Raw genomic sequence first — 23,246 nt, 5'->3', positions numbered from 1 at the left:
GTTCTGGTGGCGCCGGACGGGCCGGTTCTGGCGGGGCCGGGCGGAGGCCACGACGGCGCGTGGTCGCGCCGCCGACCTCGGGACAGTCCCATGCCGTGGAGTCTGACTTCACCGACCCCTTCAGCCAAGACGAGGTGCCCCTGGGGCACGGCGCCGGGTCCTCGGAACAGGCTCCGGATCCTGCGGGGGAGCGGGCCCCTGGCGAGCCGCGCCCCTCGCAGCGCCGAAGCCCCGAGGCGCCCTTGACGGACCATGAGCAATGGATCCTGAGTCAGCGGCCCCCACACTGGGGTTGATCCTGGACCTGCCGGGTGCAGCCGGTGCACTTTTCCCCAGCCCACCGTGCGGGCGCAGACCGCGCCCCGGCTCCACAGAGCGATGAGTCGCGGCAGCTGCGGCGCCCCCGTGGGCGACGCTGGTGGACATGTCCAGCCTCAGCCCCGTTCGACGTACCCGGCCTCGCGGTGATCCCCGGAGCGGTCTCCGCAGCGATTCCCGCGACGCTGGCCCTCACCAGGAGCCTGCTGGTCCGTTCCTTCCGCAGCGTCCCCGACGGGTCCGGACCCAGCCGGCTTCGCCGAGCAGGGGGCGAGCGCCGCAGAGTCCAGCCTCGAAGCGCAGCGTCGGTCCGGCACCAGCTGTGCGGTCTCCCACGACACAGATTCCTGCCCACCGGACCCCCGCGGTCCGGGATCAGAGGCGCAGGTCCCCGAGGATCAACCGCCGTCTGCGCGGCTCCGGGCTGCCCCGGCTGATCCAACGGTTCCGGATACCGCTCGCTCTGATCCTGGGTCTGGGGGTCGCAGGGGCTGCGGTGCTCACCGGTGCCGAGGGGCAGGTGGAGACCACCGCGGCGCTTCGGGTCAGCGCCGATATCGGGGCAGGGGAGCGGCTGAGTGCCGCCGTGGTGGAAGAGGTCCAGGTCGATGTGGCGGCGGTTCCGCACGACTACTCCGTGCGGGCCGAACAGGTGGTGGGACGCCAGGCCGCCGTGCCGATGCCGGCAGGTGCGCTGATCCACCCGGATCAGCTCGTGGGTCCTGGCCTGCTCGCGGGACAGCAGCGCGGCACTGTGGCAGTGCCGGTGCGTCCGGCAGATCCGGCGATGGTTGCGCTGGTCAGACCGGGTCAGCGGGTGGATGTCCTGGCCTCGAGCGACACCCCGGAACGCGGTTCGGCCTCACAGCTGGTGGCGACCGCCGTGCCGGTGCTGTGGACCCCGCAGGATGATTCGGAGAACTGGCTGCCCAGCGGGGCCGAGGCCGGCGGGGTCGTCATTCTGGCCGTGGATCCTGCTGCGGCGGAGTCCATCGCTCAGGCCACTCAGGAGGGAAGCCTGCACCTGAGTCTTCGCGGAGGCGGACCGCCCGCAACGGCTCGGGAGGGGGTGAGCCCTCCCGAAGAGTCAGCTGGAAGTGCCCGATGAGCCCGAGCCTGCGGACCCTGAACCCGAGGAGCCTGCACCGGAGGCCGCTTTGGTCGAGCTGGAGGAGGAATCGGAGGAGCCGCCGCTGGGACGGGCCGCTGACCCCTCGGAGCCTGAGCTCTTCGAGGTCTCGCCGCCGGAGCTGGCTGCGGCGCGGGAATCTGTCCGGTAGAAGCCGGAGCCCTTGAACGAGACTCCCACGGAGCCGAACTTCTTGCGCAAGGTGCCCTGGCATTCGGGGCAGACGGTCAGCGAGTCTTCGCTGAACTTCTGGGCGATGTCGAAGGCATGGCTGCAGTCCTTGCAGGCATAGGCGTAAGTGGGCATCGAGTTCCTCAGAGGTGAAGGGTGCTGGACGGTCGGGTGCACCGGCCAGACTGTGGCAATACTGCCAATCAATTATAAGGGCCGCGGCGTGGTGGCTTCGCGTTCGGTCACGATGGTGTGCACGCGCAGGTCATGGGGTTCCACCGGGAATGCTCCCGGGCGGAGGACCTCCTCGGCGTGCACCACGGCGATGAAGCGCAGCGGGCCGAGGTCGGACGGGTGCCCCACGGCGGACCCGCCGGACGTGGAGACCCGCTGATCGCTGCCGGCTCCGAAGGCGGTGTCGTAGAAGCCGCCGCCCTGGCCCATGCGTGCCCCCTGATGGTCCACTGCCAGGCCGGGTACCAGAACCGTGAGCCCCTCCGGGTGATGTTCGCGCAGCGTGACGGTGTCGAGCCCGTCACCCAGGGGCTCCTCGACCGCCGCGAAGGCGCTGCGTCGCAGCTGCGCCGCAGGCGACCACGGCGCCCACGTCAGGAGTCGATCTGTTGAGCTGGCGATCACCGGGACATAGACCAGACCGCCGACCTCGGCATGGTCGATGAGGAACGGTCGCACGTCCGGCTCGCCGGGCATCGGGAGATACCCCGCCACCGCGGAGCCAGCCGGCACCACCGTCTGGAGGACCTGGGCCAGTGCCCTGCCGCGGATCGAGATCTGTTCCGCGGTGAGTTCTCGGCGGGCCGCCCGGAGCCGGGACCGCACGGCGGCTTTGGTTGCGGCCGCGGATTCGGCTCTGGGGTCCCCGGATTCGGAGCCAAGGTCGGCTGTGTGCATGGACCTCAGCCCCGCAGTTCCGGCTGCAGGAGGCTGGCTCGCAGAGACTCTGCGGCGTCGGCCAGATTGGGGGAGAAGGTGAACTGGGCGCTCAGGCGCAGCAGGGCAGGCCGCTCATAGGCCTCCAACGCATCTGCGGCGACACCGTTCCGGTAGGCGGCGTCGTTGATCAGTCGGAAGACCACCGCGCGACGGGGAGCGTCCCACAGCCCGCGCAGCTCGTTCCACTTCGCGCAGGCACGCAGCCCGCCCAAGTCCAGTGCGGGGTGGGCCCAACCGGCGCTGGAGACCTTCACCAGTGCCGGTCCCACCTCCGGGGAGTAGAGCAGATCTTCATCGCGCAGCTGCCGGTGGGCAGGCACCATCCGACGCTCGGGGATCGAGGCCAGCGCTTCACAGGCAGTCCTCACGTTGCGCTGGAACAGCTCCGAACCGACGATATAGGGCCTGACCAGGGCCTCCCAGCGCTGCAGGCGGCGGATCTCCGTGGCGGCCCCGTGCACCGGGGTGCTCGCGGGCAGCTCGCCCGGGTGCTGGATCGCGGTGGACCACGCGTCCAGGGACTGCTCCCAGGCGGTCTCCCATGCCTGCGCGCCGATCCGGTGAGGTCGGTGCAGCGAAACGCCGGTCAGCGCCTGGAACGTGGCGGTGGAGTCACCATGACTGATCAATCGGGGAAGCCTGAACGGACCGGAGAACGCCTGCGCCCGCCGCATGCCCGCGAGCAGATCGCTCGCCCCACCAGCGGGCAGGACGACGGTGTAGGTCTCATTCGCCTCGTCGCGATGCCGCACCACTGCACGCAGGCCGGGTTCGTGGGCGATCACGAGACCGCCCCGGGCGGCCTGCTGCAGGGCGGGCAGGGCGGGATCCGTGTTCGGCGGAAACAGTTCCAGGTGTTCCCTGTGCCTGGCGGCACCCCCGTGGTGCTCGACCCGGAAATACCCGGCTCGTCGGGCGCGCCGTGACCCGCCGGGGCTCGAGGCTGCCGGGCCTGATGCTTCTGCGGCTGAGGATCCGGCGGGCTCGGGATCCTCTAGGGCGGTGACCTCCACCGTCAACACCTGCGGCCGTCCTGGGACCGGCCAGGCTCGCTCGACAGACCAGCGTGCATCCTCGGCCCACAGGGGGCGCGAGGGCAGCGATGCGGCGGGGTCAAGCATGCTCGGGGCGTTCCTTTCGACCGGTTCGGCTCCCACCAGCTTAGGCCCGAGGAGCCGGAGGGGATCGAGGCAGGCCGGGTGCCCCGCGATTTCAGAGCCAGGAATCGATCCAGATCCGCATGCGCCATTGCTCGTAGGGAATCAGCTCTGCGGTCCACAGCGGGAGGAAGAACACCGACACGGCCACACACAGCATCACGAAGCAGAGCAGGATCACGGTGTTGCGCTGACGTGCGGCCACGATCGTGGCCGCGGGGCGCTGGGTCCCGCCAGGACGCTGAGCCGCAGTGCCGACGCGCAGCACCAGGGCGGCGATCGCGGTGAGCGCCAGGATCAGGAACGGGTGATAGCTGATCGCGTAGAAGAAGAACGTGGTCCGGTCCGGGAAGAGCAGCCAGACCAGGTGTCCTGCCACGAAGCCGGAGAGGATCGCGCCGTAGCGCCAATCTCGGCGCCCGGCCCAGAGCAGCGTCACCAGGATCAGCGCGATCAACCCGCTCCACCAGATCAGTGGATTCGCCAGGTCCAGGACCGCTGAGGAACAGGTCTCCGCGGCGCAGGTCTCCCCGGTCTGTGCGTAGGTCTCTCCGGCGGAGACCGAGTCGTAGTGCATCGAGACCGGTCGGCCCATGAACGGCCAGGTCCAGGGGGTGGAGGCGTAGTCATGTCCGCTGCTGAGTCCCTGATGGAAGTCCGTGGCGGAGACATGGTAGTTCCAGAGTGATCGCAGCGGATCCGGCACCAGCCGGGCCAGCCCCTCAGCCGGGTGGGAGAGGTGCCATTGCCGGCCCCAGCCTCCCTGCGTGGCCAGCCAGCCGCTCCAGCTGGCCAGGTAGGTGCTCGCCGCGAGGGGCAGCACCGTGACCACCGCCGGGAGGGCGTCCTTGAGCATCCCGGATCGGGCCCAGCGTTCGATCCCGGCAAGGCGTCTGGCCTGCAGGTCCCAGAGGATCACCATGATGCCGAACACCGCGAGGAACGCCAGCGCTGAGAGCTTGACCGCCACCGCCGCGCCCAGCAGCACGGCCGCCAGAAGCCGAAAGGGCCGAACTCCCAACCACGGCCCGCCGGCCCTGTGCCCCTCGGCGCCCGGGTCGACCGCCCAGGCGGCCAGCCGCCGTCGTCCGCTGTATCGATCCAGCAGCAGCGCGCCGAAGGCCGCGAGGCAGAAGAGCATCATGAAGATGTCCAGCAGGCCCACTCGGCTCATCACCAGGTGGTGGCCCTCGATCGCGGTGAGGATCCCGGCGAACGCGCCAAGGAAGACCGAGCGGAACATCCTCTGCGCGATGAGCGCGATCAGCAGCACCGCCAGGGTGCCCGCCAGCGCCCCCGAGATCCGCCAGCCGAACGCGCTCTCGGTCCCGAAGACCCGCAGCCCCAGCGCGATCAGCCATTTGCCCAGCGGCGGGTGCACCACGTAACCGCCCTCACCGGTGGGCTGCGGCTCACCGGCCAGCCAGGAATCGTCGGCGTCCTCCGGCCAGACCAGCTCGTAGCCGGCGAGCATCAGCGCGTACGCATCCTTGGCGTAATAGGTCTCGTCGAACATCAGCAGGTGCGGGGTGGCGAGATCTCTGATCCGCAGGATTCCGGCGAAGAGCGTGATCATCCCGGGCAGGATCCAGCCCCAGAGCCCCGGCCGGTAGGCCTCGGCCTCGAGCCGGCGCTGCATCCGGGAGAGGCTGCCGGACTCCGGCTCGGTGAGGCGTCCGGTCACCCCGGCGGGGGCCGGAGTGCTGCGGACAGGCTCGGCGGGGTTCACTATGGGTATGCTACTTGGCGCAAGCCGGTCACCGATCAGAAGCGGGCGTGTCATGGAGTCAGGCGAGGCAGAGCAGCCGCAGCACACCCAGGAGCCCGATGATTCCGGCCTGTGGGACACCCCGATCGTGCTCGCCGCGACGCCGATCGGCAACCTTGGGGACGCGACCGACCGGCTCAAGCGGCTGTTGGGCACCGCGGAGGTCATCGCCGCCGAGGACACCCGGACCGCGCGCCACCTGGCTCGGGCGCTGCAGGTCAGGTTCCACGCCCGGGTGGTGAGCCTGCACGAGCACAACGAGGCGGCGCGCTCCGAGGAGCTCGTCGAGCAGGCGCGCCAGGGGACCCGGATACTCGTGGTCTCCGACGCCGGCATGCCCTCGGTCTCTGATCCGGGGTTCCGGCTCGTGGAGACCGCCATCCCCGCCGGCGTGGGGGTCACCGTCGCGCCGGGCGCCTCTGCGGTCACCACTGCGCTGGCGCTCTCCGGTCTGCCCACCGACCGGTTCACCTTTGCCGGGTTCGTCCCGCGCAAGGCAGGTGAGCGCAAGAAGCTGCTGGACCGGCTGGCGGCCGAGGAATGGACCACGGTGCTCTTCGAGTCCCCGCACCGGATCGCCGCCACACTGCGTGAGTTCGCTGCGGCGCTGGGGGAGGACCGCCCGGCGGCGCTGGCCCGGGAGCTGACCAAGCGCTACGAGGAGGTGCTGCGCGGCGGCCTGGGCGAGCTCGCCGGCGTGGCGGCCGAGCGCCACCTGCGCGGCGAGATGGTCCTGGTCCTGGGTGGAGGTTCAACCGCCGGAACAGGCGGTGAACCGATGAGCCTGCAGGAGCTGGCCGACGTCGTGCTTCACCGGGTCGCCGAGGGGGCCAAGCTCAAGACGGCGGCCAAGGAGCTCGGGGCCGCGCATGCCGTCCCCGCCAGCAAGATCTATGATGCGGCACTTGCCCGGAGACGCGCCGAAGAGTCCAGTTGAACAGTAGAATGACGTCCAGAGCGGAGAGGCACTCCACCGCAGGGGAATCGATGGGCAGGCGGGGTCATGACCGAGGAGCACGTGGGCAGCGAACATGCCGCCGAGACGAGCGGCAACCAGATCCGCGAAGCTGCCACCGCGCAGGTCGCGTGGCTGGATCCGCACACCAACGCTACTGACGGGGTCCTTGACCTCTTTGCCGCCCGCCCGAACCAGCCGGTCTACGCCGTGCCCAACGGGACCGGCGGCTGGGTGGACGTCTCGATCACCAGCTTCCTCGACCAGGTTCGTGGAGTCGCCAAGGGTCTGATCGCGCTCGGCGTCGAACCCCAGGACCGGATCGCGGTGATGGCGCCCACCGGTTACAGCTGGGCGGTGGTGGACCAGGCGATCTGGTTCGCCGGAGCGATCTCCGTGCCGATCTATGAGACCAGCTCCGCGCATCAGATCAGTGCCCTGCTCCAGGACTCCGGTGCCAAGCTTGCGCTTGCGGGAACCGTGGAGCTCCAGGACCACCTCCGCGCGGCAGCTGCGAAGCTCAATGGGAAGCGCCCCACGGTGCTGCCCATCGGCGAGGTGCTCCAGCTCGATGACCTCACCGCCTCCGGAGAGCACATCTCCGATGAGCGGCTTGAAGCCGCCCGCTCACGGGCCGGCCTGGACGACGTCGCCACGCTGGTCTACACCTCCGGAACCACCGGTCGGCCCAAGGGAGTGCGCATCACGCACCGCAACCTGGCCGAGGGCGCGGCGAACATGCTGCCCTTCGCGGATCAGATCCTTGGCGAGAACGAGTCCCGCACGCTGATCTTCCTGCCGCTGGCCCACGTGCTGGCCCGGGCGGTGCAGCTGATGTGTCTGCAGCGCGGCGTGCAGGTGGCGCACTCGGCCAGCTCCGAGAAGCTGCTCGAGGACCTTGCCAGCTTCCGCCCCACCTGGCTGCTGGCGGTGCCGCGAGTCTTCGAGAAGGTCTACCACGGCGCCTCCGCCAAGGCCCGCGCCGAGGGCAGAGGAAAGATCTTCGAGACCGCCAAGGAGACCGCCGTGGCGTATTCGAAGGCGCTGCAGGCCGAGGCCACGGGAGAGGGCCCCGGCCCCTCGATGCGGCTGCGCGCGCGGCGCGCCATGTTCGCCAAGCTGGTCTACGCCAAGCTCCATGCCCGCCTCGGCGGCAGCGTGCGCTACATGATCTCCGGCGCCTCTTCGCTGAACCCGGAGATCGCCCACTTCTTCACCGGCGCGGGACTGCCGGTCCAGGAAGGCTACGGGCTCACCGAGTCCACGGCCCCGATCACGCTGAACATCCCCGGCGCCACGCGCATCGGCACCGTGGGCATCCCGGTGCCAGGCAACACGGTGAGGATCGCCCCGGATGGGGAGGTGCTGCTCAAGGGCCCGGTGATCTTCGACGGGTACCACGGGCAGCCTGAGGCCACGGCCGAGGCCTTCGACGCGGAGGGCTTCTTCCGCACCGGGGATCTCGGCGACCTGGACGAGGACGGCTTCCTCCGGCTGACCGGGCGCAAGAAGGACCTGATCGTGACCGCCGGCGGCAAGAACGTCTACCCGATGCCGATGGAAGAGGTCATCCGGGCGCATCCGCTGGTCGCGCAGGTCATCGTGGTCGGAGACGACCGGCCCTTCGTCGCCGCGCTGATCACCCTGGACGCCGATGCAGTGGCCGACTGGTGCCGGGCTCAGGGCTACCGCTCGCTCTCGCTGATCGACGCCGCCAAGCACCCCCGGCTGCGCCAGGAGATCGGTCTCTCGGTGGAGGTTGCGAACCGCAGGGTCTCCCGCGCCGAGTCCATCAGGAAGTTCGAGCTGCTCGACGTCGAACTCTCCGAAGAGTCCGGTCATATGACCGCCTCGATGAAGCTGCAGCGGCATCGGGTGCTCGCCGACTTCGAGGGCGTCATCGATTGGATCTACGCGAACTGAGCCGGGCTGCGGGCCGTTTGGCTGCTAGCGCCTGCGAGCGTGCGCCTGCCTGCGCCTGCCTGCCTCTGCGGGGCGCAAACAGGCGGAATGAACCGTTTTCCAGAGGTTGTTCCACCCGTCTGCGCCCCAGCGATCTCGGGGTTCGTGTCTCGAGGTTCAGGCCTGTGGAGAACTCGGATGTGACGCTCGGGATGGGCCAGGATGTCTCCCATGCGGGAGCCTCGGGAACTGCCATCAGACCTCCAGAACACCGTCTTCACCCGTGCGGATCTGCGATCGCTGGAGCTGCATGAGGATCGGGTCCGCCGTCGGGATATCCGCTGCCTGGCTCATGGGTTCCACGTCTCAGCCGCGACGCAGCGGACCTCTCTGCAGGATGCCCTAGCCCTGGCTCGGGCCTTGCCCGACTGCTGGATCTCCCATGCCACTGCCGCCCGCCTCTATGGCTGGGAGCCGCCTCGGCGGTTGGGGGAGAGCGAGACGATACACCTGACCCAACCGCGAGAGTCGAACCGGCGGATACGACGCCCCGAGGTGATCAGCCACCGGCAGTCCGCTGTGCTCGATGATCAGTTAACACTCGAGGGGGCTCGTGTGGCGAGCCCGGCGCGCACCTGGCTGGACCTTGCCGCCGCGCTCCAGGAGGTGGAGCTCGTGTGCTTCGGTGACCACCTGGTGCGGTCCCCGTACCCGAAGTTCGAGGGCAGACGGACTCCGTACACGACGATCGATGAGCTTCGGGCGACCCTGGCGCGCGTGATCAGAGTTCCAGGCCGAGCGCGGGCGCTTGCAGCTCTGCCGCACGTCCGGGTGGGGGCTGACTCGGGGCCCGAGACCCGGCTGCGACTCGCGCTGGTCCGCGCAGGGCTTCCCGAGCCGGGGCTCCAGGTGCCGCTGTCCGCGGATGATCCGCGGTCCCGATGCGCCGACCTGGGATATCCGGGACTTAAGATCGCCATCCAGTACGAGGGCGCCAGCCACTTCACCCCGGAACAGGCGATGGCCGATCAGCGGCGGGACAACGCGTTCCTGGCTGCCGGATGGATCGTGCTGCGCTTCAACGCCAGGGACCACGCGGAGGGCTTCGTCTCCGCGACGCGTCAGTTCCGTGGCGCCATCACGCACCGCCGGGACTGACTCGCTGCGGTTCGCGGGGCGATACCGGGTGCTGTGGAGGGTTTCGCGCGGGATATGGCACCTGTTCTCGCCCCAGCAAGGGGAGACCAGGTCTCACGGGGCGCGAGCAGGCGCGAAGGCCGGGGTGTGGAAGGCGAGGCAGGGGGTGAGCGATAGAGTTGATGACCGTGAGTCATCAGCAGCGAATCCTTCCAGACGCCGAGTCGAGCCCCGCCGCGGTGGCGGGGGAGACCCCGCCCGCCTACCGGCCGGCACCGTCCGACGACGACGGCGCGCGCCCGGTCTCGGCCGGAGCATCCCCCGCGTCGGAGGCTTCCGCTGACGCCTTCTCCACTGAGGCCGCCACCGGGGCGGCCACCGGCCCCGCTCGCGATCAGGCGGAGGAGAAGTCGGGGAAGAAGCGCCGGCTGCAGTACCCGCCTGCCCCCGAGCCGCTGGCTGTGCCGGTGATCGACAACCACGCCCACCTGGACTTCCGGGACGGAGAGATCTCGGTCTCGGTGCAGCAGGCCCTTGAGGCCGCCCGGGCCGTCGGCGTGGTCGGCGCGCTGTGCGTGGGTTACGACGTGGCGTCCTCGGAGTTCTCGGTGAACGCCGCCGCCGAGCACCCTGCGCTGAAGGCCGCTGTCGCGCTGCATCCCAATGACGCGCCGGTGCTCGCTGCCCAGGGGGACTACGAGACCGCGTTCGCCCAGATCACCGAGCTGGCCCGCCATGATCAGGTGGTGGCGATCGGTGAGACCGGGCTGGACTTCTACCGCACCGGCGAGGAGGGCATCGCCGCCCAGCGACGCAGCTTCGAGGACCACATCGCGCTCGCCGTCGAACGGGGACTCGCCATGCAGATCCATGACCGCCAGGCCCATGCAGAGGTGGTGGAGGTGCTCAACGCCGCGCCCACGCTGCCCAGCTCGGTGGTCTTCCACTGCTTCTCCGGCGACGCGGACCTGGCTCGAATCTGCAACGCCAACGGGTGGTACATGTCCTTTGCCGGCTCGGTCACGTTCAAGAATGCCCGTGCTCTGCGCGAGGCGCTCGCGGTCGCTGATCCGCAGCTGATCCTGGTGGAGACCGACACGCCCTTCCTGACGCCACATCCTTACCGCGGTCAGCCCAACGCGCCGTATCTGATCCCTCAGACCATGCGGCTCATGGCCCAGGTGCGCGACACCGGACTGGACTCGATGTGCCAGCAGGTCATGTTCAACACCACCCAGGCCTATGGGAGCTGGACATGAGTGATTCCCAGACACCGCCGGCTTCGCCGCAGCCGGAGCCCCAGCCGCAGCCCCAGGCGTCACCTCAGTCGTCACCGCCGCAGCTGCTCTCCGCAGCCCATGTCCGTGCGCTGGCGGATCAGCTCGGCGTGCGCCCCACCAAACAGTGGGGGCAGAACTTCGTCATCGACCCCAACACGATCCGGCGAATCGTGAGCCTCGCCGATCTCGACGGCAGTGAGCATGTGCTCGAGGTCGGACCGGGCCTCGGGTCGCTCACCCTGGGTTTGTTGGATGAATCGACGCTGGTCAGCGCCGTGGAGATCGACCCCAAGCTGGCAGGTCAGCTGGCTGAGACGGTGCAGAGCTTCCGCCCCGAGCGTGCCGGGAATCTACGTGTGATGGAACAGGACGCGCTGAAGCTCACTCCCGAGTCCTTCGCGGACTTCGGCGACGGGCAGGGCCCGGAGGTGCTGGTCGCGAACCTGCCGTACAACGTGGCGGTCCCGGTGGTGCTGCACCTGCTCCAGATCCTGCCCTCGCTGCGCAAGGGCCTGGTCATGGTCCAGGACGAGGTCGCGGACCGGCTCTGCGCCGGGCCCGGCTCCAAGATCTACGGCGTGCCCAGTGTGAAGGCCGCCTGGGACACCACCATGCGCAAGGCCGGCGTGGTCGGCAAGCGCGTCTTCTGGCCCGAGCCCAGGATCTCCTCCGGCCTGGTCCGCTTCGACCGGCGCGCCGAGGCCTCCGCCGAGCTCAGCCGTGAAGAGGTCTTCGCCGTGATCGACGCCGCCTTCGCCACCCGACGCAAGACCCTGCGCGCGTGCCTGGCCGGCATTGCCGGTTCCCCGACCCGCGCCGAGGCGGTGCTGCGCGCCGCCGGGGTGGACCCCTCCGCCCGCGGTGAGACCCTGGATATCACCGGCTTCACCGCGATCGCCGCCGCGCTGCGAGATGCCCCCGCCGAGGACCCGACGTCGGCCCCCACCGCCGACGACGAGTCCGGCTCAGGTCCGGACCGCGCGGTCCCACATGTCAGTGGCGAGAAGTAGGGTCGAGGCATGCGCGATAGCGAATTCTTCGGACATGTCACCGCCGTAGCTCCGGGCAAGATCAATGTGAGCCTCCGGGTCGGTCCACTCCGCGAGGACGGCTACCACGAGGTCGCCACGCTCTATCTGGCGGTTTCGCTCTATGAGGAGGTCAGTGCGGCGCGGCGTGAGGACGGCGCGATCACGGTGAGCCTCTCGGAGCGTTCTAGCTTCACCGAGGTCCAGACCCGGGATCCGGAGACCCAGGAGATGGTGGCCGCGGCGATCCCGCTCGATGAGCGCAACCTGGTGCACCGCGCCGCCTCGAAGCTGCGTGACCGGCTCGGCATCACCGACGGGGTTGACCTCACGATCACCAAGAACGTCCCGGTCGCCGGCGGGATGGGCGGAGGCTCCGCCGATGCCGCCGCCGCCCTGGTGGCCTGTTCGGCACTCTGGGAGGCGGGGCTCTCCAAGGAGCAGCTGGCGGAGCTCGGCGCCGAGCTCGGCGCCGACGTGCCGTTCGCGATCCTGGGCGGGGCAGCCGTGGGTCAGGGTGTGGGCGACGAGCTCTCGCCGCTGCTCAGCCGCGGAGAGCTTCACCTGGTCCTGGTCCCGGCCAACACAGGGCTGTCCACGCCCGGCGTATACGCCAAGCTTGATCAGATGCGCGCCGAGGCCGGAGTCGAGGCCGAGGCTCCGGTTCTGGATCCAGACCTGGTCCGAGCGGTGTGCACCGCCGACGCCGAGCTGGTGGCCACGCTGATGGCCAATGACCTGCAGGCTCCCGCCGTGGCCAGCCTGCCCTCGCTCGAAGACATGATGGACATGGGCATGATCGAAGGTGCGCTGCAGGGGATGGTCTCGGGCTCCGGCCCTACCCTGGTGTTCCTCGCCCGGGACGCGGAGTCCGCCCATCAGCTCTGCACCAGCCTGGAGGAGCGCACCGAGGTGTGGGCCATCCCGGTCACCGGGCCGGCCCCTGGCGCCCGGCTGATCAACGGCCGCGAGATCTGAGGCCGGAGGGAACTGCGCTGAGGCGCCGCCGGAGAACATCCTTGGCGCCTCGCAGGAGACCGGGACCCCCTGGAAGCAGGCTGAGAAGGGGCGTGACCTGAAGGCCACGCTCACGCGTGGCCCGCAGCCTGACCGGCTCAGCCCACCTTCTCGGAGAGCTCCAGCCAGCGCTCCTCGAGCGTCGCGTTCTCGCCCTGCAGCCGACTCACATCGGCGGTGAGCTTGCCCAGGCCCTCGAAGTCGCTGGGATCATGATCGGCCATCTGGCGCTGCTTCTTCTCCATCTGGGTGATCAGCTTCTGCATCTTGCGCTCGAGCGCGCCGACCTCCTTGCGCACCTCGCGTTCCTCGGCGCTGCTCAGCGCCGGGCCACCAGCTGACGCGGCCGAGGCCGACTTCATCGCCTCTCGGCGTGCCACGGCCGCCGCCTTGCCCGACCCGCCGCCGGCGCTGCCGCCGGACCCGGAGCCGCCAGTCCCTGAGGCGTCCGCGGAGGCGCCGTTGGCCCGGGCAGACTTGAGTCGCAGGTATTCCTCCACGCCGCCGGGCACGTGGCGCATGCGTCCGTCGAAGATCGCGTACTGCTGATCGGTCACGCGCTCGAGCAGGTACCGGTCGTGGGAGACCACGATCAGGGTGCCGGGCCAGGAGTCCAACAGGTCCTCCATGGCGGCGAGCATGTCGATGTCCAGGTCGTTGGTGGGCTCATCGAGGATCATCACGTTGGGCTCGGAGAGGAGCACCAGCAGCAGCTGCAGGCGTCGTCGCTGGCCGCCGGAGAGCTCGCCCACTCGGGCGGAGAGGTGGGCGGTGGAGAAGCCGAGGCGCTCAAGGAGCTGCGCCGGGGTGTGCTCCTTGCCGTCGATGACCACCTGGGTCTTCTCCCGCGCCAGCACCTCGCGGACCCGGTCGCCCTCGATATCAGCCAGCTGGGAGAACTGCTGATCCAGGGTCGCCAGGCGCACGGTCTTGCCGCTCTTGACCCGACCCGTGTCGGGCTCCAGCTTCCCGGCGATCAGGTTCAGCAGCGTGGACTTGCCGGCGCCGTTGGCACCGAGGATCCCGGTGCGCTCACCGGGCCCGATCCGCCAGGTGACCTCATTGAGGATCTGCTTATCGCCGAAGGCCAGTGAGACGTCGAGGACATCGACCACGTCCTTGCCCAGCCGAGCGGTGGCCATCTTCTTCAGCTCGATCGGGTTGCGCGGGGGCGGGACATCGGCGATCAGCTCGTTGGCCGCCTCGATGCGGAACTTCGGCTTGGTGCTGCGGGCGGGGGCGCCGCGGCGCAGCCAGGCGAGCTCCTTCTTCATCAGGTTCTGTCGCTTGGCCTCCACGGTGGCCGCCTGCCGGTCGCGCTCCACCCGCTGCAGCACATACGCGGCATAGCCGCCGTCGAAGGGCTCCACCAGACCGTCATGGACCTCCCAGGTGGTGGTGCTGATCTCATCGAGGAACCAGCGATCGTGGGTGACCACCAGCAGACCCCCGGAGCTGCGCGGCCAGCGTCGGTTCAGGTGGTTCGCCAGCCAGGAGATGCCCTCCACGTCGAGGTGGTTCGTAGGCTCATCCAGGGCGATGATGTCCCATTCGCCCACCAGCAGCTTCGCCAGCGCCACTCGGCGGCGCTGCCCGCCGGAGAGCTCGGAGATCTTCGACTCCCAAGGGATGTCGGCCACCAGTCCGGCGATCACGTCGCGGATCTTCGCATCGGAGGCCCACTCGTGGTCATCGGCGTCCCCGACCACCGAGTAGCCCACGGTGTGCTCATCCTGGAGATCATCCGACTGGTCCAGCACGCCGAACTGCACGCCCTTGCGCCGGGTAACCTGCCCCGAGTCGGGCTCCAGCCGGCCGGTGAGCATGGCCAGCAGCGAGGACTTGCCGTCGCCGTTGCGCCCGACGACGCCGACGCGGTCGCCTTCGTTGATGCCGATCGTCACCGAGTTGAACACGGTGCGGGTAGGGAATTCCAGGTGTAGGGCTTCGGCCCCGAGAAGATGTGCCACCCATCCAGGGTAATGCCACGGTGGGGTCGCAGTTTCATCCCGCGAGGCGGCCCATGCAAAGATGGACCAGCGCGTGGCCGGAGATGAGGGTGTTCGCAGCGCCGAGCATCCTTAGACCGCCGTCGCACTCCGCCTTGGTGTAATGGCAGCACGCCAGCCTTTGGAGCTGTGCAGTCTAGGTTCGAATCCTAGAGGCGGAACGGCAGTCGAGATCGCCGGACCTCTCTACACTGAGGAGTCCCAAATACCGCGTCGAGGAGCAGCCTTCGTGACCAACACCCAGTCATCCCAGCCCACCGCAGTGATCGTGCTCGCGGCCGGAGCCGGGACCCGGATGAAGTCCAGCACCCCGAAGATCATGCACCCGATCGGCGGCGTCTCGATGATCGGGCACGCGCTGAGCGCGGCGAAGGGCCTGAACCCGCAGCAGCTGGTCGCCGTGGTGCGCCACCAGCGCGAGAAGGTCGCGGACCACATCGTCTCGGTCGAGCCCCGCGCCGTGATCGCCGATCAGGACGAGGTCCCGGGCACCGGCCGCGCCGTGGCCTGCGCCCTGGACGCGCTCACCGCGGCAGGGGCTCCCGCCGAGACCGGCACCGTCGTCGTCACCTACGGCGATGTCCCGCTGCTGCAGACCCAGATGCTCGCGGAGCTCGTGGACACCCATGAGCGGGACGGCAACGCCGTCACCGTGCTCACCGCGGTGCTCGAGGACGCCGCCGGCTACGGCCGGATCCTGCGCAGCGCAGAGGACCCGCAGGACGTGCTTGGGATCGTGGAGCATAAGGACGCCACCGCGCAGCAGCGCAGCATCACCGAGATCAACTCCGGGATCTACGCCTTCGACGCCGCCGTGCTCACCCGCGCGCTGGCCCAGGTCACCACGGACAACGCGCAGGGTGAGATGTACCTCACCGATGTGCTCTCCATCGCGCGCGCCGAGGGCGGGCGAGTCTCTGCCGTCATCACCGAGGACCGCTGGCAGGTCGAGGGGGCCAACGACAGGGTCCAGCTGCAGGCGCTCGGCGCGGAGATGAACAAGCGCATCGTGGAGCGGGCCATGCGTGCCGGCACCACCGTGATCGATCCGGCCACCACCTGGATCGACGCCACCGTCACCTTGGAGGAGGACTCCACCATCCTTCCTGGCACCCAGCTCCACGGCGCCACGCATATCGGGCGCAACGCCGTTGTCGGCCCGGACACCACGCTGCGCGACGTGATCGTCGGAGAGGCCGCGACGCTGACCCGGGTCCACGGCTCCGGAGCCCAGATCGGCGCCGGTGCGAGCGTGGGACCCTTCACCTACCTGCGTCCGGGCACAGTGCTGGGAACCGAGGGCAAGATCGGCGCCTTCTACGAGACCAAGAATGTGGAGATCGGGCGGGGCAGCAAGCTGAGCCATCTGGGCTATGCGGGCGACGCGACGATCGGGGAGTTCACCAATATCGGCTGCGGCAACATCACCGCGAACTACGACGGCGAGAACAAGCACCGCACGCAGATCGGCTCCCACGTGCGCACCAGCTCCAACACCGTCTTCGTCGCACCGGTCTCGGTGGGCGACGGCGCCTACACCGGGGCAGGCGCCGTGGTGCGCAAGGATGTGCCCGCCGGAGCGCTGGCGCTCTCCATCGCGCCGCAGCGCAACGCCGAGGGCTGGGTCCAGGCCAAACGGCCAGGATCCGCAGCCGCCGACGCCGCCCAGGCCACGGCCGCCGACGCCCCGGCGTCCACGCGGCCCGAAGCCGTCTGAAGACCACCTACTTAACCCACCCACAGCAACGCCGGCGAGAGGCAACAACACCCATGGATGAAATCAGGCTGAGCGGGGAGAAGACGCTGGTGCTGGCATCGGGGCGCGCACACCCGGAGCTGGCCGAAGAGATCGCGAAGGAGCTCGGCACCGAGCTGCTGCCGATCAGCGCCTACGACTTCGCCAACGGAGAGATCTACGTCCGATCCTCTGAATCGGTCCGCGGCAAGGACATCTTCCTGCTGCAGTCCCACCCGGCGCCGATGAACAACTGGCTGATGGAGCAGCTCATCATGGTCGACTCCATGAAGCGCGCCTCGGCCAAGCGGATCACCGTGGTCTCCCCGTTCTACCCCTATGCCCGTCAGGACAAGAAGGGCCGCGGTCGCGAGCCGATCTCGGCGCGACTGGTCGCGGACCTCTATAAGGCGGCAGGCGCTGACCGGATCATGAGCGTGGACCTGCACACCGCGCAGATCCAGGGATTCTTCAACGGCCCGGTGGACCACCTCTTCGCGGTCCCGCTGCTGGCCGATCACATCCGCGGACGCGTCGCCGACGACGAGGTCACCGTGGTCTCCCCAGACACCGGCCGGGTGCGCGTGGCGGAGCAGTGGGCCGAGCGCCTGGGCGGCGCGCCGCTGGCCTTCGTGCACAAGACCCGCGACGTGACCCAGCCGAACAAGGCAGTCTCGAAGCAGGTCGTGGGCCAGGTCGAGGGCCGCACCTGCGTGCTCATCGACGACATGATCGACACCGGCGGCACCATCTCCGGCGCCGTGCAGGTGCTCAAGGACGCCGGGGCCAAGGACGTCATCATCGCCGCGACCCATGCTGTTTTCTCCGACCCCGCCGCCGAGCGGCTGGCCAACTGCGGGGCGCGGGAGATCGTGGTGACCAACACGCTGCCGATCCCCGAGGAGAAGCGCTTCGAGACCCTCACCGTGCTCTCGATCGCGCCGATCCTGGCCCGGGCGATCAAGGAGGTCTTCACCGACGGCTCGGTGACCTCCCTCTTCGACGGTCACGCATAACCAGCAGCACAGTCCCACACACCCCGCGCTGAGGGGCGGATTCTGCGACTATCTGAAGCCTCTTGAGGGGTCAGATGCTCGCAGAATCCGCCCCTCAACGCGTGGGGTGGGTGGCCCAGGCGACGACGACGTCGCCGATGAACCGGCGCATGTGCTCCTGGCGGGACTCGGTGGTGAAGTCCGGATCGAAGAGGTGCCCGAAGGTGTAGCGGTTCGCGACCTGGAACACGCAGTAGGAGCTGATCAAGAGGTGCAGGTCCAGCGCATTGACCTCTTCGCGGAAGGCCCCCTGCTTCTTGCCCTCGGCGATGATCCCGTCGAGGATGGTCACCGCCGGCTTGCCCAGGTCGCCCAGGGACTCCAGCTTCCGGATGTACTTGCCGCGGTGGATGTTCTCGATCGAGACCAGCCGGATGAAGGCGGTGTTGCGCAGGTGATGCTCGTAGGTCAGCTCCGCGAGTTCGCGCAGCGCGTCGATCGGCTGCATCTCATCGACGTGCAGGGACTGCTCGGCCTGCCGGATCCCGCGGTAGGCGTTCTCCAGCACGGCGAGGTAGAGCTTTTCCTTGCCGCCGAAGTAGTAGTAGATCATCCGCTTGGTGGTGCGGGTGCGGCGGGCGATCTCGTCGATGCGAGCCCCGGAATATCCGTCATCGGCGAAGGCTTCGGTGGCTACCGCGAGGACCTCGGCGCGGGTGCGCACGGCGTCTCGCTGTCGGGCGGGCGTCTGCGTCACAGTGTTCTCCTCTGGCTCAGCCGCGACAGTATCAGATGCCTCAGGCTCAGAAAGGTGGCCCGTCATGCTCCTGTCAGCATCCGACGCGGGTTCTCCACCATCAGCCGGTGCTCCAGCGCAGGGTCCAGGCCCTGCGTGCGCAGGCGGGGCAGGATCCGTCGGTGCAGATGATCCATCCGCCAGTGCGGGGCGTGCGCTGCCCGCCAGGAGGGCGGGGTGATCCGGCTGAAGACGGCCGCATCATGGGAGAGCAGCAGCTGGTCCTCGAGACCGAGCTCCAGGAGGTTCAGCAGCATCGTGATCCGGTCCTCATCGGAGCCGGTATGACGCATCCCGAAACGGTCGAAGCCCAGGAAGGACCCGGCCTGGGCGAGCTCCTGAAGGTAGCCCAGGTCGGTGGAGTCCCCGCTGTGCCCGATGACCACCCGGGTCAGATCCACGCCCAGGCGCCCGAGCAGCCGCTGCTGATCCAGGCCTCCGCCTGATCCCGGGTCCGAGTGGGTGGTGATCGGCACCCCGGTGATCCGGTGCGCCTCGGCCGCTGCGGTGAAGACCTGGGCCACGTCCTCGGTGATTCCGGCCCTGTCCGAGCAGACCTTGATGAGTGCCGCCCGCAGCTCGGTGCCGGCGATGCCCTCCTGGATGTCGCCCAGGAACAGTCGCAGCAGCGGATCCGGGCCATCCACCAGCCGCCCCGGGCCGTTGAGGTGGAAGAAGTGCGGCAGCACGTCGCTGGTGTACCAGCCGGTGGCGGCCAGGATCCGGACCGAGGTGCGGCGGGCCAGTTCAGCGACCCGCCGCACATCTCGTCCGAGACCGGGGACGGTGAGGTCCACGATCGTCTCTACGCCCAGCTCTGCCAGCCCCTGCAGCTGCCTCACGGCCTCGGCCATGACCGCGGTGGAGTCCCACTCGGGGTGGGGCAGGTCCCGATCCAGCTGAGGATCACCGACGATCAGGTGCTCATGCACCAGCGTGGTGCCCAGCTCTGCGCCGGTCACCTCTCCGGTGAGCGTGGGGACCGTGCCGGGGATCAGGCCGGGGTTCGGGCTGGACATAGAGGTGGTGTCACTCGCTCGCGGAGCGGATGGACTCGAAGGCCTCCAGAGATTCGCCCTCGAGAGCATCCTCGAGGTTGCTCACGGTCTGCTCCTGGAAGGCCTCCACGTCGACATCCTCGATGACCTCCCAGTCATCGCCCGAGCGCCATTCCTCCAGCGTGACCTCCTCGTCCTCGACCACACAGTCGGTGACCTGGGTGACCGCGGAGTCCACGGCGGCGCTGAGCGCCTCCTGCTGCTCCTCGTCGAGGTTGTTCCATTCCTCGGACATGATCACCAGGTTGGTGTTGAGCTGGTGCGCGGAGAGGTTCAGGTAGTCCTGGACCTCGGCGAGGTTCTCCGACTCGATGTTGGTGATCGGGTTCTCCTGGCCGTCCACCGCGCCCTGCTGCAGCGAGAGGTAGAGCTCCTCATAGGCGACCTCCACCGCGTCCGCGCCGAGCGCCCGGGCGTTCATCAGGAACTGCGGCGATCCGGGGAAGCGGATCTGCATCCCGGCGAGGTCCTCAGGGCTGCGGATCGGCTCATTCGAGGTGAAGTGCCGGGCGCCGGCGGACCATGCGCCCAGGGTCTGGATCCCAGCCTCCTCGGCGAAGGCCTCGGTGAGTGCCGCGCCGTCCTCGCTCTCCATGAACCGGGCGAGGTGATCGGCGTCGTCGAAGGCGTAGGCGGCGTCGAGCACGCTGATCGGCTCGTAGACCGCGCCCAGGGCGGAGGCGCCCTGGATGTCGATGTCCACGTCGCCGGAGGCCACCGAGGCGATCCGGTCGGCGTCGCCGCCGAGCTGGCTGGCACCGTAGATCTCGATGCTCAGTCCGACGTCGGCGGCCTCGACCTCTTCCTTGATCACGTCGGCGCCGCAGCGGGCCTGGGGCTGGTCGTCGTTGTAGCTGTGCGCCAGGGTCAGCTCGGTGGTCTCGCCATCGCCGCCCGCGTCTCCGCCGTCGCCGTTGCCGCCGCAGGCTGTCAGCGCCAGGATCGGGACTGCGGCCAGCACGGCTGCCTTGCTGAGGGTCTTCTTGGACTTGAGCATGGTGGGTGTTCCTTTCATCGGTGCAGCGCTGCACCAGGGTGGAGTGATTCGGCTTCGATCAGGGCATTGAGGTCTTGGAGCATGGCGGAGCGGTCTGCGGTGTTCCCGGTGAAGATCTCGAAGGCGTCGGCGGCCTGGTGCATGGCCATGCCGAGTCCCGAGATGGTGAGGCAGCCGCGCTTCTGCGCCGCAAGCAGCAGCGCCGTGTCCACCGGGCGGTAGACGACGTCGGCCACCCAGTGCCGGGGCTGCAGCAGTTCGGGGTCGAAGGGTGTGCCGGGGTGGTGCGCCATGCCGAAGGGGGTCGCGTTGACCACGCCGTCGGCGCGTGCCAGCAGCTGCGGGAGCTGGTCCGGGGTGGCCTGGCCGATGCTGAATCCGTGAGCCGCGTGCACGCTGGCCGCCAGCGCGGCGCACTTCTGTGCGTCCACATCGACCACCTGCAGGCTCTCGACCCCGCGCATCACCAGGGCGTGGGCGACGGCGGACCCGGCGCCTCCGGCTCCGACGAGCACCACGTGTCCGCACCGGTTCTGCGCGAGCGCGTCATCGATGGAGGCTTTGAAGCCGGTGACGTCGGTGTTGTGCCCGACGGCGGCGCCGTCCTCGTCGAACAGCACGGTGTTCACCGCGCCGATCATGGCCGCCGAGGGTCCCAGCCGATCCAGCAGCGGCATGATGTTCTGCTTCGCGGGAAAGGTGATGTTGAGCCCGTTGAAGCCCAGCCGGCGCGCCATCTCGAGCAGCCGTTCCAGATCCGGGAGGGAATCGGCGCCGCCGGCGAATTCGATGCTGCGGTAGATATAGCGCATGCCATGTCGGGAGCCTTCGAGCTCGTGCATCGGCGGGGTCAGCGAGGGTCCCACGCCGTGGCCGATCAGACCGGCCAGGATGCTGCGTCCGATGTCGGGGTTGCTCACAGTCCGAGCACCTCCGGGAAGAACATCAGCGCGTTGGGGAAGATGATCACCAGCAGCAGCACGATCACCGCCGGCATCGCGAAGGGCAGCGCGCCCTTGAAGACCTCGCCGACGCGGGTGTTCGAGACCGAGGCGGTCACGAACAGCGCCGTGCCCACCGGTGGGGTGAGCAGGCCGATCATCAGCGAGAGGATCAGCACCACGCCCAGCACGATCGGGTCGATCTGGTACTGCAGCGCGATCGGAAGCAGGATCGGGACCACCAGCACCAGGATCGCGGTGGCGTCGATGACCGTGCCCAGGATCAGCATCAGCAGCGCGACCAGCAGCAGAAAGACCATCGGACTCTCGGTGATCCCCAGCAGCGTCTCGGTGAGCAGCTGCGGCAGCCGCTCCAGCGCCATGATGTGGCCCAGAAGCGCGGCCGAGGCCACGATCAGCATGATCGCGCCGGTGGTGATGACGGTCTCGCGGACTGCTGCGAGGAAGCCCTTCCAGGACAGCGAGCGCTGGACCAGCGAGATCAGCAGCACCCAGAAGACGGCGACGGCGGCTGCTTCTGTGGGGGTGAACAGGCCACCCAGGATGCCGCCCAGTATGATCACCGGAGTCACCGCGGGCAGCAGCACGCCCTTGGTGGAGGCCAGCAGCTCCTGCCGGTCGAAGCGGCCCGCGGTGAGCTGCGGATTGCGCCGGACCAGGATCCAGACCACCAGGCACAGGCCCACCGCCATGAGCAGCGCGGGGACCACGGAGGCCGCGAAGAGCGCGCCGGTGGAGGCCGCTGCGAGGCCGGCGTAGATGACCGCGGGGATGCTCGGCGGCATCACCGGGGCGATCAGTGAGGAGGCGGCGGACAGCCCGGTGGCGAAGCGGCGGGTATAGCCGTTGCGCAGCATCGCCGGGATCTGGACCTTGCCCAGCGCGGCTGCATCGGCCACCGCGGAGCCGCTCATCCAGGAGAAGCCGACGCTGGCGCCCACGGTCACATAGCCGAGGTTGCCGCGGATCTTGGCCAGGGCGGCCATGGCGAAGCGGAAGAGCCGGTCGGCGAGTCCCGCGTGGTTGGCCAGGGTGCCCAGGAAGACGAAGAGCGGCACGGCCAACAGCGGGAAGCTCTGCACGGCGTTGGTGACCTGGCGCAGGCTGGTGCCCGAGGCCTGTCCCTCGAAGAGCATGTAGACCAGGGAGGGACCGAGGAAGGCGAAGGCCACCGGGACCCGGATCAGCAGCAGTACGGCGATGGCCACGCCAAGCAGTATGAGTGTCACGAGCGGTCCTCCACGATGGCGGGCGTCAGTTCAGCGGTGGGCAGGATCGGGCCGTGCCGGGCGATCATGAAGGCGGCGACCAGGGAACGGACGACCGTGCTGAGCATCCCGGTGAGCACCGGGATGTAGACCAGTGCCATGGACATGCCCAACACGGGGGAGCGCAGCGCCCCCTGGGTCTGGACCAGCCCCCAGGCCTCCCGGGTCAGCCCGATCGCGATGACGGCGACGATGAGCAGCGAGGCGACCTGCACGGTGCGGATCAGGCGCGGCGCGGGCAGGGTGTCGACCACCTCGAGGGCGATGTGCCCACGCAGGGTGATCAGCACCCCGGCCACCGAGAAGGTCATCCATGCCAGCCCGAACCGGGAGATCTCACCGGTCCAGGCGATGCCCTCGAAAGAGGTGTAGCGCTGGGCGGCCTGGGTGAAGACGAGGACGAGGATCACGAGCAGCATCACGCCCGCGAAGCCGAGCTCGAGCCGCGTGAGCGTGTCCACCACTCTGCGGCTCAGGGGTTTCCTGGTGTCGGTCACGGGATTCCTTTGATCAAGAAAAGTGGCGCATGCCACATCGACTGGAATAAACGTACCGGTTCGTACATTAGGTGTCAAAGGTCACAGCCTCGGCTGGGTCCAGGCGTGATGAA

The 23,246-nt window shown here is 69.0% G+C and carries 21 protein-coding genes and 1 tRNA gene; 11 read left to right on the top strand and 11 right to left on the bottom strand.

What is annotated here, in order from left to right:
- Positions 1-59: 59 nt before the first annotated feature.
- A complete protein-coding gene (locus tag BG28_RS15720) occupies positions 60-296 on the top strand; it encodes a hypothetical protein (protein WP_161634843.1) in 237 nt (78 codons plus the stop codon).
- A gap of 344 nt (positions 297-640) precedes the next feature.
- Positions 641-1,426: a Flp pilus assembly protein CpaB gene (gene cpaB / locus BG28_RS15095; RefSeq protein ID WP_161634842.1), complete on the top strand. Its 786-nt coding sequence runs from the start codon at positions 641-643 to the stop codon at positions 1,424-1,426.
- Here the strand turns inward: cpaB and BG28_RS12335 are convergent.
- The 4 genes from BG28_RS12335 to BG28_RS12320 all read right to left on the bottom strand — a co-directional run bounded on the left by BG28_RS12335 (position 1,406) and on the right by BG28_RS12320 (position 5,458).
- Entirely contained in the window at positions 1,406-1,753 is a 348-nt protein-coding gene (locus BG28_RS12335; RefSeq protein WP_036477303.1) for an FmdB family zinc ribbon protein, read from the bottom strand. The two genes, cpaB and BG28_RS12335, sit on opposite strands and share 21 nt — an antisense overlap.
- Positions 1,754-1,825: 72 nt before the next feature.
- Positions 1,826-2,530: a 5-formyltetrahydrofolate cyclo-ligase gene (locus BG28_RS12330; protein ID WP_036477301.1), complete on the bottom strand. Its 705-nt coding sequence runs from the start codon at positions 2,528-2,530 to the stop codon at positions 1,826-1,828.
- A 5-nt stretch (positions 2,531-2,535) separates the two neighbouring features.
- Positions 2,536-3,693: a hypothetical protein gene (locus BG28_RS12325; protein WP_036477299.1), complete on the bottom strand. Its 1,158-nt coding sequence runs from the start codon at positions 3,691-3,693 to the stop codon at positions 2,536-2,538.
- A gap of 91 nt (positions 3,694-3,784) precedes the next feature.
- Positions 3,785-5,458, bottom strand: a complete 1,674-nt coding sequence (locus tag BG28_RS12320; RefSeq protein ID WP_036477297.1) for a dolichyl-phosphate-mannose--protein mannosyltransferase — start codon at positions 5,456-5,458, stop codon at positions 3,785-3,787.
- A 52-nt stretch (positions 5,459-5,510) separates the two neighbouring features.
- Here BG28_RS12320 and rsmI point away from each other — a divergent pair, with 52 nt between their 5' ends.
- The 6 genes from rsmI (at position 5,511) to BG28_RS12290 (ending at position 12,777) form a co-directional block, all read left to right on the top strand.
- Positions 5,511-6,434: a 16S rRNA (cytidine(1402)-2'-O)-methyltransferase gene (gene rsmI, locus BG28_RS12315; protein WP_084479708.1), complete on the top strand. Its 924-nt coding sequence runs from the start codon at positions 5,511-5,513 to the stop codon at positions 6,432-6,434.
- A 66-nt stretch (positions 6,435-6,500) separates the two neighbouring features.
- Positions 6,501-8,375, top strand: a complete 1,875-nt coding sequence (locus tag BG28_RS12310; protein WP_051501412.1) for a long-chain fatty acid--CoA ligase — start codon at positions 6,501-6,503, stop codon at positions 8,373-8,375.
- A 594-nt stretch (positions 8,376-8,969) separates the two neighbouring features.
- Positions 8,970-9,512: an endonuclease domain-containing protein gene (locus tag BG28_RS15515; RefSeq protein ID WP_152539290.1), complete on the top strand. Its 543-nt coding sequence runs from the start codon at positions 8,970-8,972 to the stop codon at positions 9,510-9,512.
- A gap of 167 nt (positions 9,513-9,679) precedes the next feature.
- Positions 9,680-10,750, top strand: a complete 1,071-nt coding sequence (locus BG28_RS12300) for a TatD family hydrolase (RefSeq protein WP_235181100.1) — start codon at positions 9,680-9,682, stop codon at positions 10,748-10,750.
- The gene (gene rsmA / locus BG28_RS12295) at positions 10,747-11,781 is read left to right on the top strand and encodes a 16S rRNA (adenine(1518)-N(6)/adenine(1519)-N(6))-dimethyltransferase RsmA (RefSeq protein ID WP_084479707.1); all 1,035 of its coding nucleotides are present in this window, start codon (positions 10,747-10,749) and stop codon (positions 11,779-11,781) included. Before BG28_RS12300 ends, rsmA begins: the two co-directional genes overlap by 4 nt.
- A gap of 9 nt (positions 11,782-11,790) precedes the next feature.
- Positions 11,791-12,777 carry a 4-(cytidine 5'-diphospho)-2-C-methyl-D-erythritol kinase gene (locus BG28_RS12290; RefSeq protein WP_036477293.1) on the top strand — a complete coding sequence of 329 codons (987 nt, stop codon included), beginning with the start codon at positions 11,791-11,793 and terminating at the stop codon, positions 12,775-12,777.
- A gap of 137 nt (positions 12,778-12,914) precedes the next feature.
- Here BG28_RS12290 and BG28_RS12285 read toward each other — a convergent pair whose 3' ends face one another.
- Entirely contained in the window at positions 12,915-14,786 is a 1,872-nt protein-coding gene (locus BG28_RS12285) for an ABC-F family ATP-binding cassette domain-containing protein (protein WP_036477291.1), read from the bottom strand.
- A 128-nt stretch (positions 14,787-14,914) separates the two neighbouring features.
- On the opposite strand from BG28_RS12285, the gene BG28_RS12280 reads away from it, so the two are divergent.
- The 3 genes from BG28_RS12280 (at position 14,915) to BG28_RS12270 (ending at position 17,576) form a co-directional block, all read left to right on the top strand.
- Positions 14,915-14,986 (top strand) — tRNA-Gln (locus BG28_RS12280).
- A 68-nt stretch (positions 14,987-15,054) separates the two neighbouring features.
- Positions 15,055-16,542 (top strand): bifunctional UDP-N-acetylglucosamine diphosphorylase/glucosamine-1-phosphate N-acetyltransferase GlmU, encoded by a 1,488-nt coding sequence (gene glmU / locus BG28_RS12275; RefSeq protein ID WP_036477287.1) that lies wholly within the window; start codon positions 15,055-15,057, stop codon positions 16,540-16,542.
- Positions 16,543-16,595: 53 nt separating this feature from the next.
- Entirely contained in the window at positions 16,596-17,576 is a 981-nt protein-coding gene (locus tag BG28_RS12270; RefSeq protein WP_036477284.1) for a ribose-phosphate diphosphokinase, read from the top strand.
- A 94-nt stretch (positions 17,577-17,670) separates the two neighbouring features.
- Here the strand turns inward: BG28_RS12270 and BG28_RS12265 are convergent, their stop codons facing one another.
- The 6 genes from BG28_RS12265 to BG28_RS12240 all read right to left on the bottom strand — a co-directional run bounded on the left by BG28_RS12265 (position 17,671) and on the right by BG28_RS12240 (position 23,133).
- Positions 17,671-18,312, bottom strand: coding sequence for a TetR/AcrR family transcriptional regulator (locus BG28_RS12265; RefSeq protein ID WP_036477281.1), 642 nt, complete (start codon positions 18,310-18,312; stop codon positions 17,671-17,673).
- Between the two features lie 62 nt (positions 18,313-18,374).
- Positions 18,375-19,370 carry a phosphotriesterase gene (locus BG28_RS12260; RefSeq protein ID WP_051501410.1) on the bottom strand — a complete coding sequence of 332 codons (996 nt, stop codon included), beginning with the start codon at positions 19,368-19,370 and terminating at the stop codon, positions 18,375-18,377.
- 10 nt (positions 19,371-19,380) lie between these two features.
- Complete coding sequence (locus BG28_RS12255) at positions 19,381-20,406, bottom strand: DctP family TRAP transporter solute-binding subunit (protein ID WP_036477279.1); 1,026 nt, start codon at positions 20,404-20,406, stop codon at positions 19,381-19,383.
- Between the two features lie 14 nt (positions 20,407-20,420).
- Positions 20,421-21,326, bottom strand: a complete 906-nt coding sequence (locus BG28_RS12250; protein WP_084479703.1) for a shikimate dehydrogenase — start codon at positions 21,324-21,326, stop codon at positions 20,421-20,423.
- Positions 21,323-22,597: a TRAP transporter large permease gene (locus BG28_RS12245; protein WP_036477275.1), complete on the bottom strand. Its 1,275-nt coding sequence runs from the start codon at positions 22,595-22,597 to the stop codon at positions 21,323-21,325. Before BG28_RS12245 ends, BG28_RS12250 begins: the two co-directional genes overlap by 4 nt.
- Positions 22,594-23,133 carry a TRAP transporter small permease gene (locus BG28_RS12240; protein WP_051501409.1) on the bottom strand — a complete coding sequence of 180 codons (540 nt, stop codon included), beginning with the start codon at positions 23,131-23,133 and terminating at the stop codon, positions 22,594-22,596. Before BG28_RS12240 ends, BG28_RS12245 begins: the two co-directional genes overlap by 4 nt.
- Positions 23,134-23,246: the final 113 nt, after the last annotated feature.

The organism is Nesterenkonia sp. AN1 (genome assembly GCF_000582475.1).
GTDB classification, from domain to species: Bacteria; Actinomycetota; Actinomycetes; order Actinomycetales; family Micrococcaceae; genus Nesterenkonia; species Nesterenkonia aurantiaca.
This window is presented reverse-complemented; position numbering and strand designations above follow the sequence as displayed.

Bases quoted from the DNA above. Each gene is read 5' to 3' on its own strand.
- BG28_RS12335 (WP_036477303.1), bottom strand. From the start codon at position 1,753: ATGCCCACTTACGCCTATGCCTGCAAGGACTGCAGCCATGCCTTCGAC.
- BG28_RS12330 (WP_036477301.1), bottom strand. From the start codon at position 2,530: ATGCACACAGCCGACCTTGGCTCCGAATCCGGGGACCCCAGAGCCGAA.
- BG28_RS12325 (WP_036477299.1), bottom strand. From the start codon at position 3,693: ATGCTTGACCCCGCCGCATCGCTGCCCTCGCGCCCCCTGTGGGCCGAG.
- rsmI (WP_084479708.1), top strand. From the start codon at position 5,511: ATGGAGTCAGGCGAGGCAGAGCAGCCGCAGCACACCCAGGAGCCCGAT.
- BG28_RS12310 (WP_051501412.1), top strand. From the start codon at position 6,501: ATGACCGAGGAGCACGTGGGCAGCGAACATGCCGCCGAGACGAGCGGC.
- rsmA (WP_084479707.1), top strand. From the start codon at position 10,747: ATGAGTGATTCCCAGACACCGCCGGCTTCGCCGCAGCCGGAGCCCCAG.
- BG28_RS12290 (WP_036477293.1), top strand. From the start codon at position 11,791: ATGCGCGATAGCGAATTCTTCGGACATGTCACCGCCGTAGCTCCGGGC.
- BG28_RS12270 (WP_036477284.1), top strand. From the start codon at position 16,596: ATGGATGAAATCAGGCTGAGCGGGGAGAAGACGCTGGTGCTGGCATCG.
- BG28_RS12260 (WP_051501410.1), bottom strand. From the start codon at position 19,370: ATGTCCAGCCCGAACCCCGGCCTGATCCCCGGCACGGTCCCCACGCTC.
- BG28_RS12255 (WP_036477279.1), bottom strand. From the start codon at position 20,406: ATGCTCAAGTCCAAGAAGACCCTCAGCAAGGCAGCCGTGCTGGCCGCA.